Source organism: Rhodopseudomonas sp. BR0M22 (assembly GCF_010907035.1).
Classification (GTDB): Bacteria; Pseudomonadota; Alphaproteobacteria; order Rhizobiales; family Xanthobacteraceae; genus Rhodopseudomonas.
Genome location: NZ_QUMK01000097.1, coordinates 1 through 13287, shown reverse-complemented (window position 1 = coordinate 13287; position 13287 = coordinate 1). Strand labels below are relative to the sequence as shown.

Below are 13287 nucleotides of genomic sequence, written 5' to 3'. Positions count from 1 at the left end.
TGGGATCGGTCCTGTATGCGGGCGATCACCGCAACGGCAATGCCCGTGCGACTGTTCGATCAAGCAACACCGACAGAGGCGCCCGCACCGGGTTACGGCGAGATGATCGGCCGGGAATCTACCGAGCGGCCTCTGTCGCGCTGACTATGCACCAGCACATCGCAGATACAGGAATCTCGACGTTCAAAGCACCGCCGGTCGCACGACAATCTCGGGATTCCGGGTTCGCGAGCTATCGCTCGCGCCCCGGAATGACTCCCGACTGATTGGTGTCCGTGGCGCTCAGTGACCCGCCGTTTCGATCGCATCCGCGATCGCAATCGTCTTCTTGGCGATTTCGGCGTGCAGGCGTTCGACCATGCGGCCGTCGAGTTGGATGGCGCCGCGGCCCTGGTTCTCGGGGCGTTCGAACGCCGCAAGGATCTTGCGGGCCTGGGCGATGTCTTCCGCCGGCGGCGTGAAGGCGGCGTTGCAGGCGTCGATCTGGCCGGGATGGATCAGGGTCTTGCCGTCGAAGCCGAGATCGCGGGCCTGCGCGCACTCTTCCGAGAGACCATCGACATTGCCGATGTCGCTGTAGGGGCCGTCGAGGGCGATCAGGCCGTGGACGCGGGCGGCGAGCACGCAATGGGTGATCATCGACAGCATGGTGGAGCGGCCGGGCAGCATCCGGATGCCGGTCTCGCGCGAGATGTCGTTGGGGCCGAATACGAAGCCTTCGAGCCGCGACTTGGCGTCGTGCTTCTGTGCAGCCAGTTCCTCGGCATGCAACACACCGCGGGCGGTCTCGATCATGATCCAGACCCGGATCGACGGATCGGCGCCGAGTTCGGCGAGCTTGTTGCCCACAGTGGCGATATCTTCGATGGTCGAGACCTTCGGCACTAGAATGCCGTCAGGTCCGGCCTTTGCGGCCATCGCGATGTCGTCCTGCCACCACGCGGTGTCGAGTGCGTTGATCCGCACCAGGATCTCACGCTTGCCGTAGCCCTTGGCCGCCACTGCCGCGGCAATCTGATCGCGCGCCGTATCCTTGGCGTCCGGCGCCACCGCGTCTTCGAGGTCCAGGATCAGGCCGTCGGCCGGCAGCAGCCGGGCCTTTTCGAGCGCCCGCGCGTTCGATCCCGGCATGAACAACAGGCTGCGGCGCGGTCGGATCATGGTTTCCCCCTGGCAAAACGAAAATCGGCCGAGGCGATAGCATCTCGGCCCTCGGGCCGGAAGGCTTGTTCGCGGCCGCGTCCTGTGATTATCGGTGCGGGATCAGGCGCGCGCGCATCCTGGTCGCATCCATCCGCTCGCATACGCGCCAATGTTCCAACCGATGGAGAGACCGCGCCGATGACCTCTTTTCCGACGTCCCTGATCTCGGGTTACGAAGCGTTCCGAAACCAGCGGCTGCCGACCGAGCAGACTCGCTATCGCGAACTTTCGGAGCGCGGACAGTCGCCGGAAGTGATGGTGATCGGCTGCTGCGACAGCCGCGTCTCGCCCGAGGTGATCTTCGACGCCGGTCCCGGTGAAATCTTCGTGGTCCGCAACGTCGCCAATCTGGTGCCGGTGTACGAGCCCGATGGCGGTGCCCACGGCGTTTCGGCGGCGCTGGAATTTGCCGTTCAGGTGCTGAAGGTGAAGCACATCGTGGTGCTCGGCCATGCCCAATGCGGTGGTATCAAAGCCTTCACCGACAAGACCCCGCCGCTGACCGAGAGCGACTTCATCGGCCGCTGGATGCAGATGTTCACCAAGCCGGGCGAGGTGGTCGAGAAGCGCGACCACGAGAGCGTGCAGGAGTTTCGTACCCGGATCGAGAAGGCCGCGGTATTCCGCAGCATCGAGAACCTGATGACCTTCCCCTGCATCCAGATCCTGGTCGAACGCGGCCGTCTGCAGCTTCACGGGGCCTATTTCGGCGTCGCCGACGGTGACCTGTTCGTACTCGATCAGGACAGCAAACAATTCGTGCCGGCCGTGAAGGTGGCGTGAGACGGATCACGTCGTGATGGCCGGGTTCGATCGGCAATCCATCGCTTCGAACCTCCTCAGCTCGACGTTCCTGGCGCTTCGCGCCGGATCGGTGCGCGGGTCCGGCCCGCGCATGACGTCGTGCAGGGAGCCAGGTCCGGCGGACGGTGGCTAATGTCCGCCCTTGTCGTCGCCGTGGCCCCAGCGATCGGACAGTGCCATGATCAGGGTCGAGACCACGAACACCAGATGGATGCCGACCAGCCAGGCGAGCTTGGTCTGATCGTAGCTGTCGATGTTCATGAATGCTTTGAGCACCTGGATTGCCGAGATCGCCACGATCGAGGCCAGCAGCTTCTGCTTCAGTCCGGCGAAATCGACCTTGGTCATCCACTCCGGCCAATCCGGATGATCGCCGGGGTCGATCCGCGACACGAAGTTCTCGTAGCCCGAAAACACCACGATCAGGACCAGATTGCCGGTCAGCGACACGTCGATCAGGCTGAGCACGCCGAGGATGATGTCGGCTTCCTTGGCGATCGTTGCGTGCACGATGAATTCGTAAAGCAGCATCACGAATTTGTAGAGCAGCACCGCAAGGCTGATCACCAGGCCGAAATAGAACGGCGCCATCAGCCAGCGGCTGTTGAACAGCATGGTCTCGAAGCCGCGCTCGATGCGGCTGCCGGGTGTTCTGGATTTCGAAGCGGGAGGTTGTTCGGTCATGGCTCGCTTTACGACAATGAAGCGGAGCGAGCCTAGCGTGCCGGCGGGACTTCGTCAGTACCGATCGTCCGCGGGCAAACAAATGGCCGGGACGAGGCCCGGCCATTGTTTAGTTTGATCTGCACCGCGGAGCGGCGCTATCGCGCCTGTCCGCCTTACAGAGTTACGCCGCCTGCTTCTTGGCGGTGATCAGCTTGCGGTTGATCAGCGCTTCGGCGATCTGGATCGCGTTCAGCGCCGCGCCCTTGCGCAGGTTGTCGGACACGCACCACAGCACCAGGCCGTTCTCCACCGTCGCGTCCTCGCGGATGCGGCTGATGTAGGTGGCGTCCTCGCCGGCGGCTTCGTAAGGCGTGACGTAGCCGCCCGGCTCGTGCTTGTCGATCACCAGGCAACCCGGCGCCTTGCGCAGGATCTCGCGCGCCTCGTCGGCGGTGATCGGGTTCTCGAACTCGATGTTGACCGCTTCGGAATGGCTGACGAACACCGGCACCCGCACGCAGGTCGCCGTCAGTTTGATCTTGGGGTCGAGAATCTTCTTGGTCTCGGCCATCATCTTCCACTCTTCCTTGGTAAAGCCGTCTTCCATGAAGACGTCGATCTGCGGGATGAGGTTGAAGGCGATCCGCTTGGGGAATTTCTTATTCACCAGCTCGTCGTTGGTGTAGACGGCCTTGGTCTGCGAGAACAGTTCGTCCATCGCATCCTTGCCGGCTCCCGACACCGACTGATAGGTCGACACCACCACGCGCTTGATCTTGGCGTGGTCGTGCAGCGGCTTCAGCGCCACCACGAGCTGCGCGGTCGAGCAGTTCGGGTTGGCGATGATGTTCTTCTTGGTGAAGCCGGCGGCGGCCGCGGCGTTCACTTCCGGAACGATCAGCGGCACGTCCGGGTCCATCCGCCACGCGCTGGAGTTGTCGATCACCACCGCGCCCTGCGCACCGATCTTCGGCGACCATTCCTTTGACACTTCGCCGCCGGCCGACATCAGGCAGATGTCGACGTCGCTGAAGTCGTAGTGCTCGAGCGCCTTGCATTTCAGGGTTTTGTCGCCGTAGCTCACCTCGACGCCGACCGAGCGGCGCGATGCCAGCGCCACCACCTCGTCGGCCGGGAACTTGCGTTCGTCCAGAATGGCGAGCATTTCACGCCCGACATTGCCGGTCGCACCCACTACCGCGACTTTGTAACCCATCGTTCACTCTCCGAAGGAATTTGCTCCGCTGCGGCAAGCCGCAGCAAGGAGAAGTCAGCGCTTCTATGCGAGAAACGCCGCGGACACAACGTAGTACCCATTCGAGCCCGCGCAATGCGAAGCAACCCGGCCCTCCGCGGCGCCGCCTCCTCCTCCCGGATTCACCCCGCTCTGACCAGCTTCGCCGAGGAATGCCGGGATACGGTATTGCGGGTGCTGGCCTATGCCGGCGCGCTGGCGCTGATCGGGCTGATCGTCTTCTATACCGCCAATCCTCTGACCGATGCCGCGGTCACCGCGGCGACCACCGCCGAGGCCGGATCGGGCTGGAGCGTGGCGGACCGGTCGCCGCCGGCGTTCGCCGTCAGCCAGCTCGATTGGCCGGGCAAGACCGAAACGACCGAAATTCTGCGCCATCCGGCCGGCGGCCGCAAAGACATCCTGCGCTTCGCCGGAACTGGCGAGCCGGCCGCCGCCGAGATCGAGATCTATCGGATTGGCGGGGAGGCTCCCGGTCCGGCGGCGGACGCCGATCTGGCGAGCCGGATGGACCACCGCGGCACGGCGTCGGTCGAGACCGCCGGGGTGATCGAGACCAAATTCGGCCCGGTGCAGCTGTTCAGCCTGATTGGGGACGACCGGCCGGCCCGTGCCTGCCTTGGCTTCGTCAAACCGATCGAGGCGGCGGGCCTGCGGATTTCCGGCTTCTCCTGCCGGGGCGAGACCGGTCCCGAACGGCGGGCGGCCGCGGCTTGCCTGCTCGACCGGCTGGTGCTGCTGAGCGGCGATGCCGCAACCGCCGCAGCGTTTGCCCAGGCGGAGCTGCGCCGCAGTGGCTGCGCGCCGAATCACATCCCGAGCGCTTCGGCCCCGGCCGACTGGGTGACCGGCCTCCAGGACCCCGTGCTACGCGGCCGGTTGTAGGGCGAAACCGCTCGTCGGCGCGGTAACGCTCTGGAGTTCATGCAACAATTCGGCGACGGGCGGATTGAAGGATTGTCGCCCGGTGTTGCCGGATTGACCTTGTGGCGGGTATGCGGCGACGGCTACAAGGGTGAAACTGGAATGCGCCTGCCGATGGGGACTCCGATGTTCGTGAAATTCACTGCCGCCAGACTGTTGCCGGTGCTGCTCGCGGCAGCCGCTGTCGCCGTGATCGGTGCCAGCACTGCCGATGCCGCGCCGAAGAAGCGCGGCTACACCTCCGACCAGATCCGCTACGGCGCCCGCGGCCCGAATCGGGTCTATCAGGCCGGCCCGCGCACCCGGGTCTACGTCACCAAGCGGTCCTGGCTCGACGCCGGCACCGAGGTGCAGCCCGGCGAACGCCACTTCTCCGACTACGCTTTCCCGCCGGGTTACTCGTTCGCCCGCGAGAACGGCCAGCGCCCGATCGATCGTTGGCCGCTCAATCCGGCCTCCGATCTCGGCGGCTCTCCGACCGGTTTCCCGCTGTACTGATCGGCCTGCGGCACCCGCCGCCGCCCGGAACAGCTCCAGAAACGACAACGCCCGCCGAATCCGGCGGGCGTTTTCATTTTCTGCTCGACGTGACCGCCGGGGCTGGCCCGGCGGTTCATCGGATTTCTGTAAAGACGGCTTCGTGGACCACGTCCGCGAACCAGGTCGTCAGGCGTGCAGCGCCTGCAGCTCGGTGACGATCGCTTCGCCCATCTGCGAGGTCGACACCACGGTCGCGCCGTCGCTCTTGATGTCGGCGGTGCGCAGGCCCTTGGCCAGCACCGCGGCGATCGCTTCGTCGAGCTTGTCGGCGAGCGCGCCCATGTCGAGCGAGTAGCGCAGCGCCATGCCGAACGAGGCCAGCATCGCCACCGGGTTGGCCATGCCCTTGCCGGCGATATCGGGCGCCGAGCCGTGCACCGGCTCGTACATCGACTTGCGCTTGCCGGTCTTGGCGTCGATCTCGCCGAGCGAGGCCGACGGCAGCATCCCCAGCGAGCCGGTCAGCATCGCGGCGATGTCGCTCAGCATGTCGCCGAACAGGTTGTCGGTGACGATGACGTCGAACTGCTTCGGCCACTTGACGAGGTTCATGCCGCCGGAATCGGCGAGCTGGTGGTCGAGCTGGACGTCCTTGTACTCGCGGTCGTGCACGGCGGTGATCACTTCGTTCCAGAGCACGCCCGTCTTCATGACGTTGCGCTTCTCCATCGAGGTGACCTTGTTGCGGCGCTTGCGGGCGAGGTCGAACGCGACCCGGCCGATGCGCTCGATCTCGTAGGTGTCGTAAACCTGGGTGTCGACCGCGCGCTTCTGGCCGTTGCCGAGATCGGTGATGGTCTTCGGTTCGCCGAAATACACGCCGCCGGTCAGCTCGCGCACGATCATGATGTCGAGGCCTTCGACCACGTCGGGCTTCAGGCTAGAGGCTTCCGCGAGCGCCGGGTAGCACACCGCCGGGCGGAGATTGGCGAACAGCGCCAGATCCTTGCGCAGCCGCAGCAGGCCGGCCTCGGGCCGCGCGTCGTAGGGCACGCCGTCCCACTTCGGGCCGCCGACCGCGCCGAAGATCACCGCGTCGGAAGCCTGCGCCAGCGCCATGGTGGCGTCGGTGATGGCCACCTTGTCGGCATCGTAGGCGGCGCCGCCGACCAGGCCATGCTCGGTCTCGAAGCTGGCAATGCCGGCCTTGTTGAGCCAGTCGATCAGCCGGCTGACCTCGGCCATCACCTCGGTGCCGATGCCGTCGCCGGGAAGAAGAAGCAGTTTGTGCGTTGCCATATGTGCCTCGATATCAATGGAGGTCGTCATGCCCGGGCTTGACCCGGGCATCCATCCGTCTCGCAAGAAGCTGGATTGCCGGGTCGAGCCCGGCAATGACGCCGTGAGGAATTCGCGGGCCGAGTGCTAGATCGCCGGTGCCGGCTTGGCAAGACAGTGTTGCCGTCGCTGCGTGTTGCCGCTGCGGCGCATTCGCTGTCACAATGACGGTGCCGGAGACCTTCCTTGACCCTGCTCGACCGCACCGAGGCGGCGCCCGCTCATCCCGCGCGCCTGATCCTGATTCTGTCGCTCGCCCCGACCGTGGGGCTCGGCATCGGCCGTTTCGCCTATTCGCTGCTGCTGCCGGACATGCGCGACAGCCTCGGCTGGTCGTATTCGGCGGCCGGATTCATGAACACCATCAATGCGGCCGGCTACCTGGCCGGCGCGCTGGTGACGTCCCGGCTGGTCGCGCGGTTCGGCATGGCGGCGATCGTTCGGATCGGCACGCTGGCCTGCGTCGCGTCGCTGGCGCTGTGCGCGCTGTCGGGCAATTTCGCGCTGCTGTCGGCGGCGCGGCTGATCGCCGGGATCGGCGCGGCGCTGGCGTTCGTGGCCGGCGGCGCGCTCGCCACCACCATCGCCCAGGCGCAGCCGGCGCGGTCGGCGTTTCTGCTCAGCCTGTTCTATGCCGGCCCCGGCATCGGCATCCTGTCGTCGGGGTTGATCGCGCCATTCCTGCTGCAGGCGGCCGGGCCCGGCTCGTGGTGGCTCGGCTGGCTGGTACTGGCGGCGCTGTCGGCCGCGATGACCCTGCCGGTGCTGCTGGCGCCGATCGGGGTCGATGCCGGGCTCGGCGGCGGCCCAGTCGCGCCGTTCCGGATCGCCCCGGTGCTGATCTATCTGGCCGGCTATTTCATGTTCGGCGCCGGCTACATCGCCTACATGACCTTCATGATCGCCTATGTGCGCGACGCCGGCGGCGGCGCCGCGGCGCAGAGCGCGTTCTGGTGCCTGATCGGGATCAGCGCCTTCGTCACGCCCTGGGTGTGGCGCCGGGTGATGGCGCTGCATCGCGGCGGGCTGTCGACCACCATCATCCTGGCCGTCAATGCGGTCGGCGCCGTGCTGCCGCTGTTCAGCCTGTCGCCCGTGATGCTGGCGACCTCGGCGCTGGTGTTCGGGGTGTCGTTCTTCGCGGTGGCGGCCTCGACCACGGCCTTCGTCCGCCTCAACTATCCGCAAGCGGCCTGGCCCGGCGCGATCGCCGCGCTGACGATCGCGTTCGGTATCGGCCAGACCCTCGGCCCGCTGGTGGTCGGCGCCATCACCGACGCGATCGGCAGCCTGTCGTCGGCGCTGGCGGTCTCCGCCGCGACGCTGGCGATCGGCGCCGCGCTGTCGGCGCTTCAGCGGCCGTTGCGTCAGTAGCCCCAACTCGCACCGTCATTCCGGGGCGCTTGCGCAGCAAGCGAACCCGGAATCCAGAGGTTATTGCGACGTGGTCCCTTGGGTGCGTGCCCTGACCATCGAGATCCCGGGTTCGCGCTGCGCGCGCCCCGGGATGACGGTGCGGGTTGCTACGGTTCGATCACGCCGCAGGCGATGCGGTCGCCGGCGTTGCCGGCCGGATCGGACTTGTAGTCGTCGGCCTTGGCGTGGATCACCAGCGCGGTGCCGCCGTCCTTGAACACTGAGTTCGGCTTGCCCTTGGCGAGCGTCACCGCGTCGTTGACGACATCGATGCTGAGCGCGCCGGAAGCCGGCACGTCGAGGTTCGGCATGTCGCCCGCATGGGCGCCGCCCTCGGCCATCTTGCCGTGCTTCTTGTTCTCCGGATTGAAGTGACCGCCCGCCGAGGTGAACGGCGGCTCGCACTTGCCGACCGCATGAATGTGGAAAGCGTGCTCGCCCGGCGGCAGGCCCTTCAGCGCCAGCTTGATGGTGACGCCCTTGCTGCCCTCGGTCAGCATTGCGGTGCCGACCTCGGCGCCTTCGGCGTTTTTCAGCGTGGCCTTGGCGCTGTCCGCCGCCATCGCCGCCGTGGTGACGCCGAGCAGCGCGCCGGTGCACAACAAAGCTCGCAGAATCATCAGGACCTCCCGTGACGTGTTCTGAAACGTGATGCGCGACGCTAACACCGCGTCCGCCACGACGCCAACACGCGATTGGCCGCGGATTCGGCCGGGAACTTTTTGGGACTGTTGGGACGTGACAGAATTTCCACGAGTCATTCCGGGGCGCTCACGCGAGTGAGCGAACCCGGAATCTCGAGATACGAGGGCACGAGCTGGCCGCGACAATCGCGGGATTCCGGGTTCACGCGCGTTGCGCGTGCCCCGGAATGACGTGAGTGAACGACTACAACCCGCTGAACGAGTTGTAGCCCTGGTCTTCCCAGTAGCCGCCTTTGTAGTCGTTGGTCACTTCCATCGACACGACGTATTTGGGATTCTTGAAGCCGAGCTTGGTCGGGATCCGGATCTTCATCGGATAGCCGTAGGCGCGCGGCAGCACTTCGCCGCCGAACTTGAAGGTCATCTGGGTCTGCGGATGCAGCGCGGTCGGCATGTCGATCGGCGAGGTGTAGTCGTCGGCACAGCGGAACCAGACGTAGTTCGCTTTGGTGTCGGCACCGATCAGTTCGAGGAAATCGCGCAGGCGCACGCCACTCCACTGGCCGATCGCGCTCCAGCCTTCGACGCAGACATGCCGGGTGATCTGCGACACCTCCGGCAGTTGCGTCAGCTCCTGCAAGGTCCAACTCTTCTTGTTCTGGACCAGCCCCGAGACCTCCAGCTTCCATTCGCCCCCGTCGATCGTCGGTGCTTCGTCGAGCGAGTAGTAGGCATTGAACGGGAACGGCCGGGTGATCTCCTTCTCGCTGAAGGTCGGCGCCAGCGTGTTCGGGTTGAAGATCGCCGCCTGCACTGCGTCGTTGAATTTCGACACCTTGGCCAGCAGATGCTCGGCGCTGTCGCCGTCCACGACGTCGCATCCGGTCAGCAACGTCAGGGCGCCGAGGCTGGCGCCCCCTGCCAGAAACCGCCGCCGCGAGACATCCGGCATCAGTCTGGCGGCGTCGCGGACCAGCAGCTTCTTGTCGACGCCCGGGATCAGCAATCTTTTGATGCGCAGCATGTCCTTGTCCTCTTGGCGTCATTGCGAGGAGCGCAGCGACGAGGCAATCCAGTTCAGTGCACGGAGGCTGGGTTGCTTTGCTGAGCTCGCCATGACGGAGAAACTGCTTCGAGTTCAGCGTCCGATGATCATCGCCCGCAGCGCCTTCGGCACCAGGGCGGCCAGCGCGATGTGGATCACGGCGAACACCACGATTGCGCTCATCGCTGCAAAATGCACGTAGCGCGCGGCGTCGTAGCCACCGAGGAGAGCGGTCAGGACATGGAACTGCACGGGCTTCCAGATCGCGAGGCCGGACGCCACGATCACCACGCCGACCAGCAACACGCCGACATACAGCGCCTTCTGCACCGCGTTGTAGCGGTCGAGGTCGTCATGCGACAGCCGGAGCCGGACCGCCTGCGACAGGTCGGAGGTGATGGCCGAGAACGAGATCGGCCACAGCTTGCGGCGAAACCGGCCGGTGGCGAAGCCGAGGACGACGTAGAGCAGGCCGTTGATCACCAGCACCCACATCGCGGCGAAGTGCCAGAGCAGTCCGCCGCCGAGCCAGCCGCCGAGCGTCAGGCTTCGGGCGAACTGAAAGTCGAACAGCGGCGCGGCATTGTAGATTTGCCAGCCCGAGAGGATCATCGTCAGCATTGCGATGGCGTTGATCCAATGCATCACCCGCACCCATAGCGGATGCACGGTGGCGCCGGATGTCGGGGCTGTCGTGGTCGTCGGCGACGGATCGGTCAGTGCGGTGGTGGACATCGGCCCTATTCCTGAAAGCCAGCGCTTACACCGGACATTACGGGCAATGCGCCTGTTTCGTTACTGCCGATTATCGATCATCGCGGCTTGGCGCGCGATCGGGATCACGAAAGCGCGAGCCGGTTGTCCGGCCCGCGCCTCTCTCGCGGCAGGTCGCCGCAGTCTCCGCGGCGCTGGGGGACGTGACGCGCTGCGGAGACGAGCTTGGATTACGACGGCAGCAGCACGGTATCGATCACATGGATCACGCCGTTCGACTGGTTGACGTTCGGGATCGTCACCGTCGAGCTGCCGCCCTTGGTGTCGATCAGCATCACCTGGTCGCCCATCCGCTTCACCGTCAGGGTCTCGCCTTCCACCGTCTTCAGCTTCTTGCCTTCGGTAAGGTCGGCGGCTTCGAGCTTGCCGGGCACCACATGGTAGGTGAGGATCTTGGTGAGCTGCTTCTTGTTCTCCGGCTTCACGAGGGTCTCGACGGTGCCGGCCGGCAGCTTGTCGAATGCCGCGTTGGTCGGCGCGAACACCGTGAACGGGCCCTTGCCCTCCAGCGTCTTGACCAGGCCGGCAGCCTTCACGGCGGCGACCAGCGTGGTGTGATCCTTGGATTTGACGGCGTTTTCGACGATGTTCTTCGACGGATACATCGGTGCGCCGCCGACCATCACGGTGTCGCCGGAGTGCTTCATCATCTTGCCGGATTCGGCGGCAGCCGGGACGCTCAGCGTAGCGGTGAGCGCGACAGCGCTGAAAGCGGCGGCGGTCAGCAGAGCAATTCGCTTCGACATTGGTTTTCTCCCGAAAGTGATTGCAGCCCGCGACCGTCGCGGGCGAGGTTGATGACCCCTGTGCGAACCCCCAGTGGTTCGTCATCTGGTCGCGGCGAGCTACGGCAGGTTTTCGGCGCCGTTTCAGGGAATCTTTTTTGTCGCAGGCTGAAACCGAACGCGACTTTGTTCGTTTAGGCGCGCCCTGGCCCGGTTCTGGCGTTGCGCTGGTCGGAGCGTTCTTGCTAATCAACCCCGCTCTCCCGACAACCTGACGCGACCGGAACATCGACATGAACGCCAACCTGTTCGCCCGCCTGTTCGATAAGCTCGACGCCCCGCACAAACTTGCGATCGAAACCGCGGCAGGCGACAAGATTAGCTACGCCGATCTGGTTGGGCGGGCCGGGCGCGTCGCCAACGTGCTGGTCGATCGGGGCCTGAAGGTCGGCGACCGTGTTGCGGCGCAAACCGAGAAGTCGGTCGAGGCGCTGGTGCTGTATCTGGCCACGGTGCGGGCCGGCGGCGTGTATCTGCCGCTCAACACCGCCTACACGCTGCACGAACTGGATTACTTCATCACCGATGCGGAGCCGAAGATCGTGGTGTGCGATCCGTCGAAGCGCGACGGCATTGCGGAGATCGCCGCCAAGGTCGGTGCGACGGTCGAAACCCTCGGGCCGGACGGGCAAGGCTCGCTCACCGAAGCGGCCGCAAAGGCCAGCGAGGCGTTCGCCACGGTCGAGCGCGGCGCCGATGATCTCGCGGCGATCCTGTACACGTCGGGCACCACCGGCCGCTCCAAGGGCGCGATGCTCAGCCACGACAATCTGGCGTCGAACTCGCTGACGCTGGTCGATGTCTGGCGCTTTACGCCGGACGACGTGCTGATCCACGCGCTGCCGATCTATCACACGCACGGATTGTTCGTGGCCAGCAACGTCACGCTGTTCGCGCGCGGATCGATGATCTTCCTGCCCAAGCTCGACCCGGACCGGATCATCGACCTGATGGCGCGGGCCACCGTGCTGATGGGGGTGCCGACGTTCTACACGCGGCTGCTGCAGAGCCCGCGGCTGACCAAGGAATCGACCAGCCATATGCGGCTGTTCATCTCCGGTTCGGCGCCGCTGCTCGCCGATACGCACCGCGAATGGCAGGCGCGCACCGGCCACGCCGTGCTCGAGCGCTACGGCATGACCGAGACCAACATGAACACCTCGAACCCGTATGACGGCGACCGCGTCCCCGGCGCGGTGGGCCCGGCGCTGCCCGGTGTGTCGGCGCGGGTCACCGATCCGGAAACCGGCAAGGAGCTGGCGCGCGGCGAGATCGGCATGATCGAGGTGAAGGGCCCGAACGTGTTCAAGGGCTATTGGCGGATGCCGGAGAAGACCAAGTCCGAGTTTCGCGACGACGGCTTCTTCATCACCGGCGACCTCGGCAAGATCGACGAGCGCGGCTACGTGCACATTCTCGGCCGCGGCAAGGATCTGGTGATCACCGGCGGCTTCAACGTCTATCCGAAGGAAATCGAGAGCGAGATCGACGCCATGCCGGGCGTGGTCGAATCCGCGGTGATCGGCGTGCCGCACGCCGATTTCGGCGAAGGCGTCACCGCCGTCGTGGTGCGCGACAAGGGCGCCACGATCGACGAAGCCCAGGTGATCAAGGGCCTCGACGGCCAGCTCGCCAAGTTCAAGATGCCGAAGAAGGTGCTGTTCGTCGACGATCTGCCGCGCAACACCATGGGCAAGGTCCAGAAGAACGTGCTGCGCGACACCTACAAGGACATTTACAAGTAACAATTCGCGCCGTCATTCCGGGGCGCGCGCAGCGCGAACCCGGAATCCCGAGATTGTTGCGCACCGAGTCGTTTCCATCACGTCGAGATTCCGGGTTCGCTCGCTACTCGCGAGCGCCCCGGAATGACGGGGGATGGGGCGGCGAACTAACTGCCAGCTATGATGGCGCGAGGCACGGCGTCAAATCTCCCCTCCCCCTTGCGGGGAG

13 protein-coding genes are annotated in these 13287 nt (G+C 65.5%); 5 read left to right on the top strand and 8 right to left on the bottom strand.

The window, feature by feature from the left end; translation table 11 throughout:
- Positions 1 to 282 precede the first annotated feature (282 nt).
- Positions 283 to 1161 (bottom strand): HpcH/HpaI aldolase/citrate lyase family protein, encoded by an 879-nt coding sequence (locus tag DY468_RS23035; RefSeq protein WP_164607734.1) that lies wholly within the window; start codon positions 1159 to 1161, stop codon positions 283 to 285.
- Between the two features lie 180 nt (positions 1162 to 1341).
- On the opposite strand from DY468_RS23035, the gene DY468_RS23030 reads away from it, so the two are divergent.
- Positions 1342 to 1986 carry a carbonic anhydrase gene (locus DY468_RS23030; protein WP_164607732.1) on the top strand — a complete coding sequence of 215 codons (645 nt, stop codon included), beginning with the start codon at positions 1342 to 1344 and terminating at the stop codon, positions 1984 to 1986.
- A 150-nt stretch (positions 1987 to 2136) separates the two neighbouring features.
- On the opposite strand, the gene DY468_RS23025 is transcribed toward DY468_RS23030, so the two are convergent.
- Together DY468_RS23025 and DY468_RS23020 are read right to left on the bottom strand one after the other, a co-directional pair.
- The gene (locus DY468_RS23025; protein WP_164607730.1) at positions 2137 to 2691 is read right to left on the bottom strand and encodes a TIGR00645 family protein; all 555 of its coding nucleotides are present in this window, start codon (positions 2689 to 2691) and stop codon (positions 2137 to 2139) included.
- A 163-nt stretch (positions 2692 to 2854) separates the two neighbouring features.
- Positions 2855 to 3889: an aspartate-semialdehyde dehydrogenase gene (locus DY468_RS23020; protein ID WP_164607728.1), complete on the bottom strand. Its 1035-nt coding sequence runs from the start codon at positions 3887 to 3889 to the stop codon at positions 2855 to 2857.
- Positions 3890 to 4003: 114 nt separating this feature from the next.
- On the opposite strand from DY468_RS23020, the gene DY468_RS23015 reads away from it, so the two are divergent.
- Together DY468_RS23015 and DY468_RS23010 are read left to right on the top strand one after the other, a co-directional pair.
- Positions 4004 to 4813: a hypothetical protein gene (locus DY468_RS23015; protein WP_164607726.1), complete on the top strand. Its 810-nt coding sequence runs from the start codon at positions 4004 to 4006 to the stop codon at positions 4811 to 4813.
- Positions 4814 to 4954: 141 nt separating this feature from the next.
- The gene (locus tag DY468_RS23010; RefSeq protein WP_164607736.1) at positions 4955 to 5350 is read left to right on the top strand and encodes a hypothetical protein; all 396 of its coding nucleotides are present in this window, start codon (positions 4955 to 4957) and stop codon (positions 5348 to 5350) included.
- A gap of 168 nt (positions 5351 to 5518) precedes the next feature.
- Here the strand turns inward: DY468_RS23010 and leuB are convergent, their stop codons facing one another.
- Positions 5519 to 6631 (bottom strand): 3-isopropylmalate dehydrogenase, encoded by a 1113-nt coding sequence (gene leuB / locus DY468_RS23005; RefSeq protein ID WP_164607724.1) that lies wholly within the window; start codon positions 6629 to 6631, stop codon positions 5519 to 5521.
- 225 nt (positions 6632 to 6856) lie between these two features.
- Here leuB and DY468_RS23000 point away from each other — a divergent pair, with 225 nt between their 5' ends.
- A complete protein-coding gene (locus DY468_RS23000) occupies positions 6857 to 8044 on the top strand; it encodes a YbfB/YjiJ family MFS transporter (protein WP_164607722.1) in 1188 nt (395 codons plus the stop codon).
- Positions 8045 to 8193: 149 nt separating this feature from the next.
- On the opposite strand, the gene DY468_RS22995 is transcribed toward DY468_RS23000, so the two are convergent.
- The 4 genes from DY468_RS22995 to DY468_RS22980 all read right to left on the bottom strand — a co-directional run bounded on the left by DY468_RS22995 (position 8194) and on the right by DY468_RS22980 (position 11295).
- Entirely contained in the window at positions 8194 to 8706 is a 513-nt protein-coding gene (locus DY468_RS22995; protein ID WP_164607720.1) for a superoxide dismutase family protein, read from the bottom strand.
- Between the two features lie 268 nt (positions 8707 to 8974).
- Positions 8975 to 9754, bottom strand: coding sequence for a molybdopterin-dependent oxidoreductase (locus tag DY468_RS22990; RefSeq protein WP_164607718.1), 780 nt, complete (start codon positions 9752 to 9754; stop codon positions 8975 to 8977).
- 114 nt (positions 9755 to 9868) lie between these two features.
- Entirely contained in the window at positions 9869 to 10510 is a 642-nt protein-coding gene (locus tag DY468_RS22985) for a cytochrome b/b6 domain-containing protein (RefSeq protein ID WP_164607716.1), read from the bottom strand.
- 209 nt (positions 10511 to 10719) lie between these two features.
- Positions 10720 to 11295 carry a fasciclin domain-containing protein gene (locus tag DY468_RS22980; RefSeq protein WP_164607715.1) on the bottom strand — a complete coding sequence of 192 codons (576 nt, stop codon included), beginning with the start codon at positions 11293 to 11295 and terminating at the stop codon, positions 10720 to 10722.
- A 272-nt stretch (positions 11296 to 11567) separates the two neighbouring features.
- On the opposite strand from DY468_RS22980, the gene DY468_RS22975 reads away from it, so the two are divergent.
- Positions 11568 to 13079: a malonate--CoA ligase gene (locus DY468_RS22975; RefSeq protein ID WP_164607713.1), complete on the top strand. Its 1512-nt coding sequence runs from the start codon at positions 11568 to 11570 to the stop codon at positions 13077 to 13079.
- The last annotated feature ends 208 nt before the right edge of the window (positions 13080 to 13287 follow it).

What these genes read in the sequence shown, in the direction of transcription:
- DY468_RS23035 (WP_164607734.1), bottom strand. Translation starts at nt 1,161, where the DNA reads ATGATCCGACCGCGCCGCAGCCTGTTGTTCATGCCGGGATCGAACGCG.
- DY468_RS23030 (WP_164607732.1), top strand. Translation starts at nt 1,342, where the DNA reads ATGACCTCTTTTCCGACGTCCCTGATCTCGGGTTACGAAGCGTTCCGA.
- DY468_RS23025 (WP_164607730.1), bottom strand. Translation starts at nt 2,691, where the DNA reads ATGACCGAACAACCTCCCGCTTCGAAATCCAGAACACCCGGCAGCCGC.
- DY468_RS23020 (WP_164607728.1), bottom strand. Translation starts at nt 3,889, where the DNA reads ATGGGTTACAAAGTCGCGGTAGTGGGTGCGACCGGCAATGTCGGGCGT.
- DY468_RS23015 (WP_164607726.1), top strand. Translation starts at nt 4,004, where the DNA reads ATGCGAAGCAACCCGGCCCTCCGCGGCGCCGCCTCCTCCTCCCGGATT.
- DY468_RS23010 (WP_164607736.1), top strand. Translation starts at nt 4,955, where the DNA reads ATGCGCCTGCCGATGGGGACTCCGATGTTCGTGAAATTCACTGCCGCC.
- leuB (WP_164607724.1), bottom strand. Translation starts at nt 6,631, where the DNA reads ATGGCAACGCACAAACTGCTTCTTCTTCCCGGCGACGGCATCGGCACC.
- DY468_RS22995 (WP_164607720.1), bottom strand. Translation starts at nt 8,706, where the DNA reads ATGATTCTGCGAGCTTTGTTGTGCACCGGCGCGCTGCTCGGCGTCACC.
- DY468_RS22990 (WP_164607718.1), bottom strand. Translation starts at nt 9,754, where the DNA reads ATGCTGCGCATCAAAAGATTGCTGATCCCGGGCGTCGACAAGAAGCTG.
- DY468_RS22985 (WP_164607716.1), bottom strand. Translation starts at nt 10,510, where the DNA reads ATGTCCACCACCGCACTGACCGATCCGTCGCCGACGACCACGACAGCC.
- DY468_RS22980 (WP_164607715.1), bottom strand. Translation starts at nt 11,295, where the DNA reads ATGTCGAAGCGAATTGCTCTGCTGACCGCCGCCGCTTTCAGCGCTGTC.
- DY468_RS22975 (WP_164607713.1), top strand. Translation starts at nt 11,568, where the DNA reads ATGAACGCCAACCTGTTCGCCCGCCTGTTCGATAAGCTCGACGCCCCG.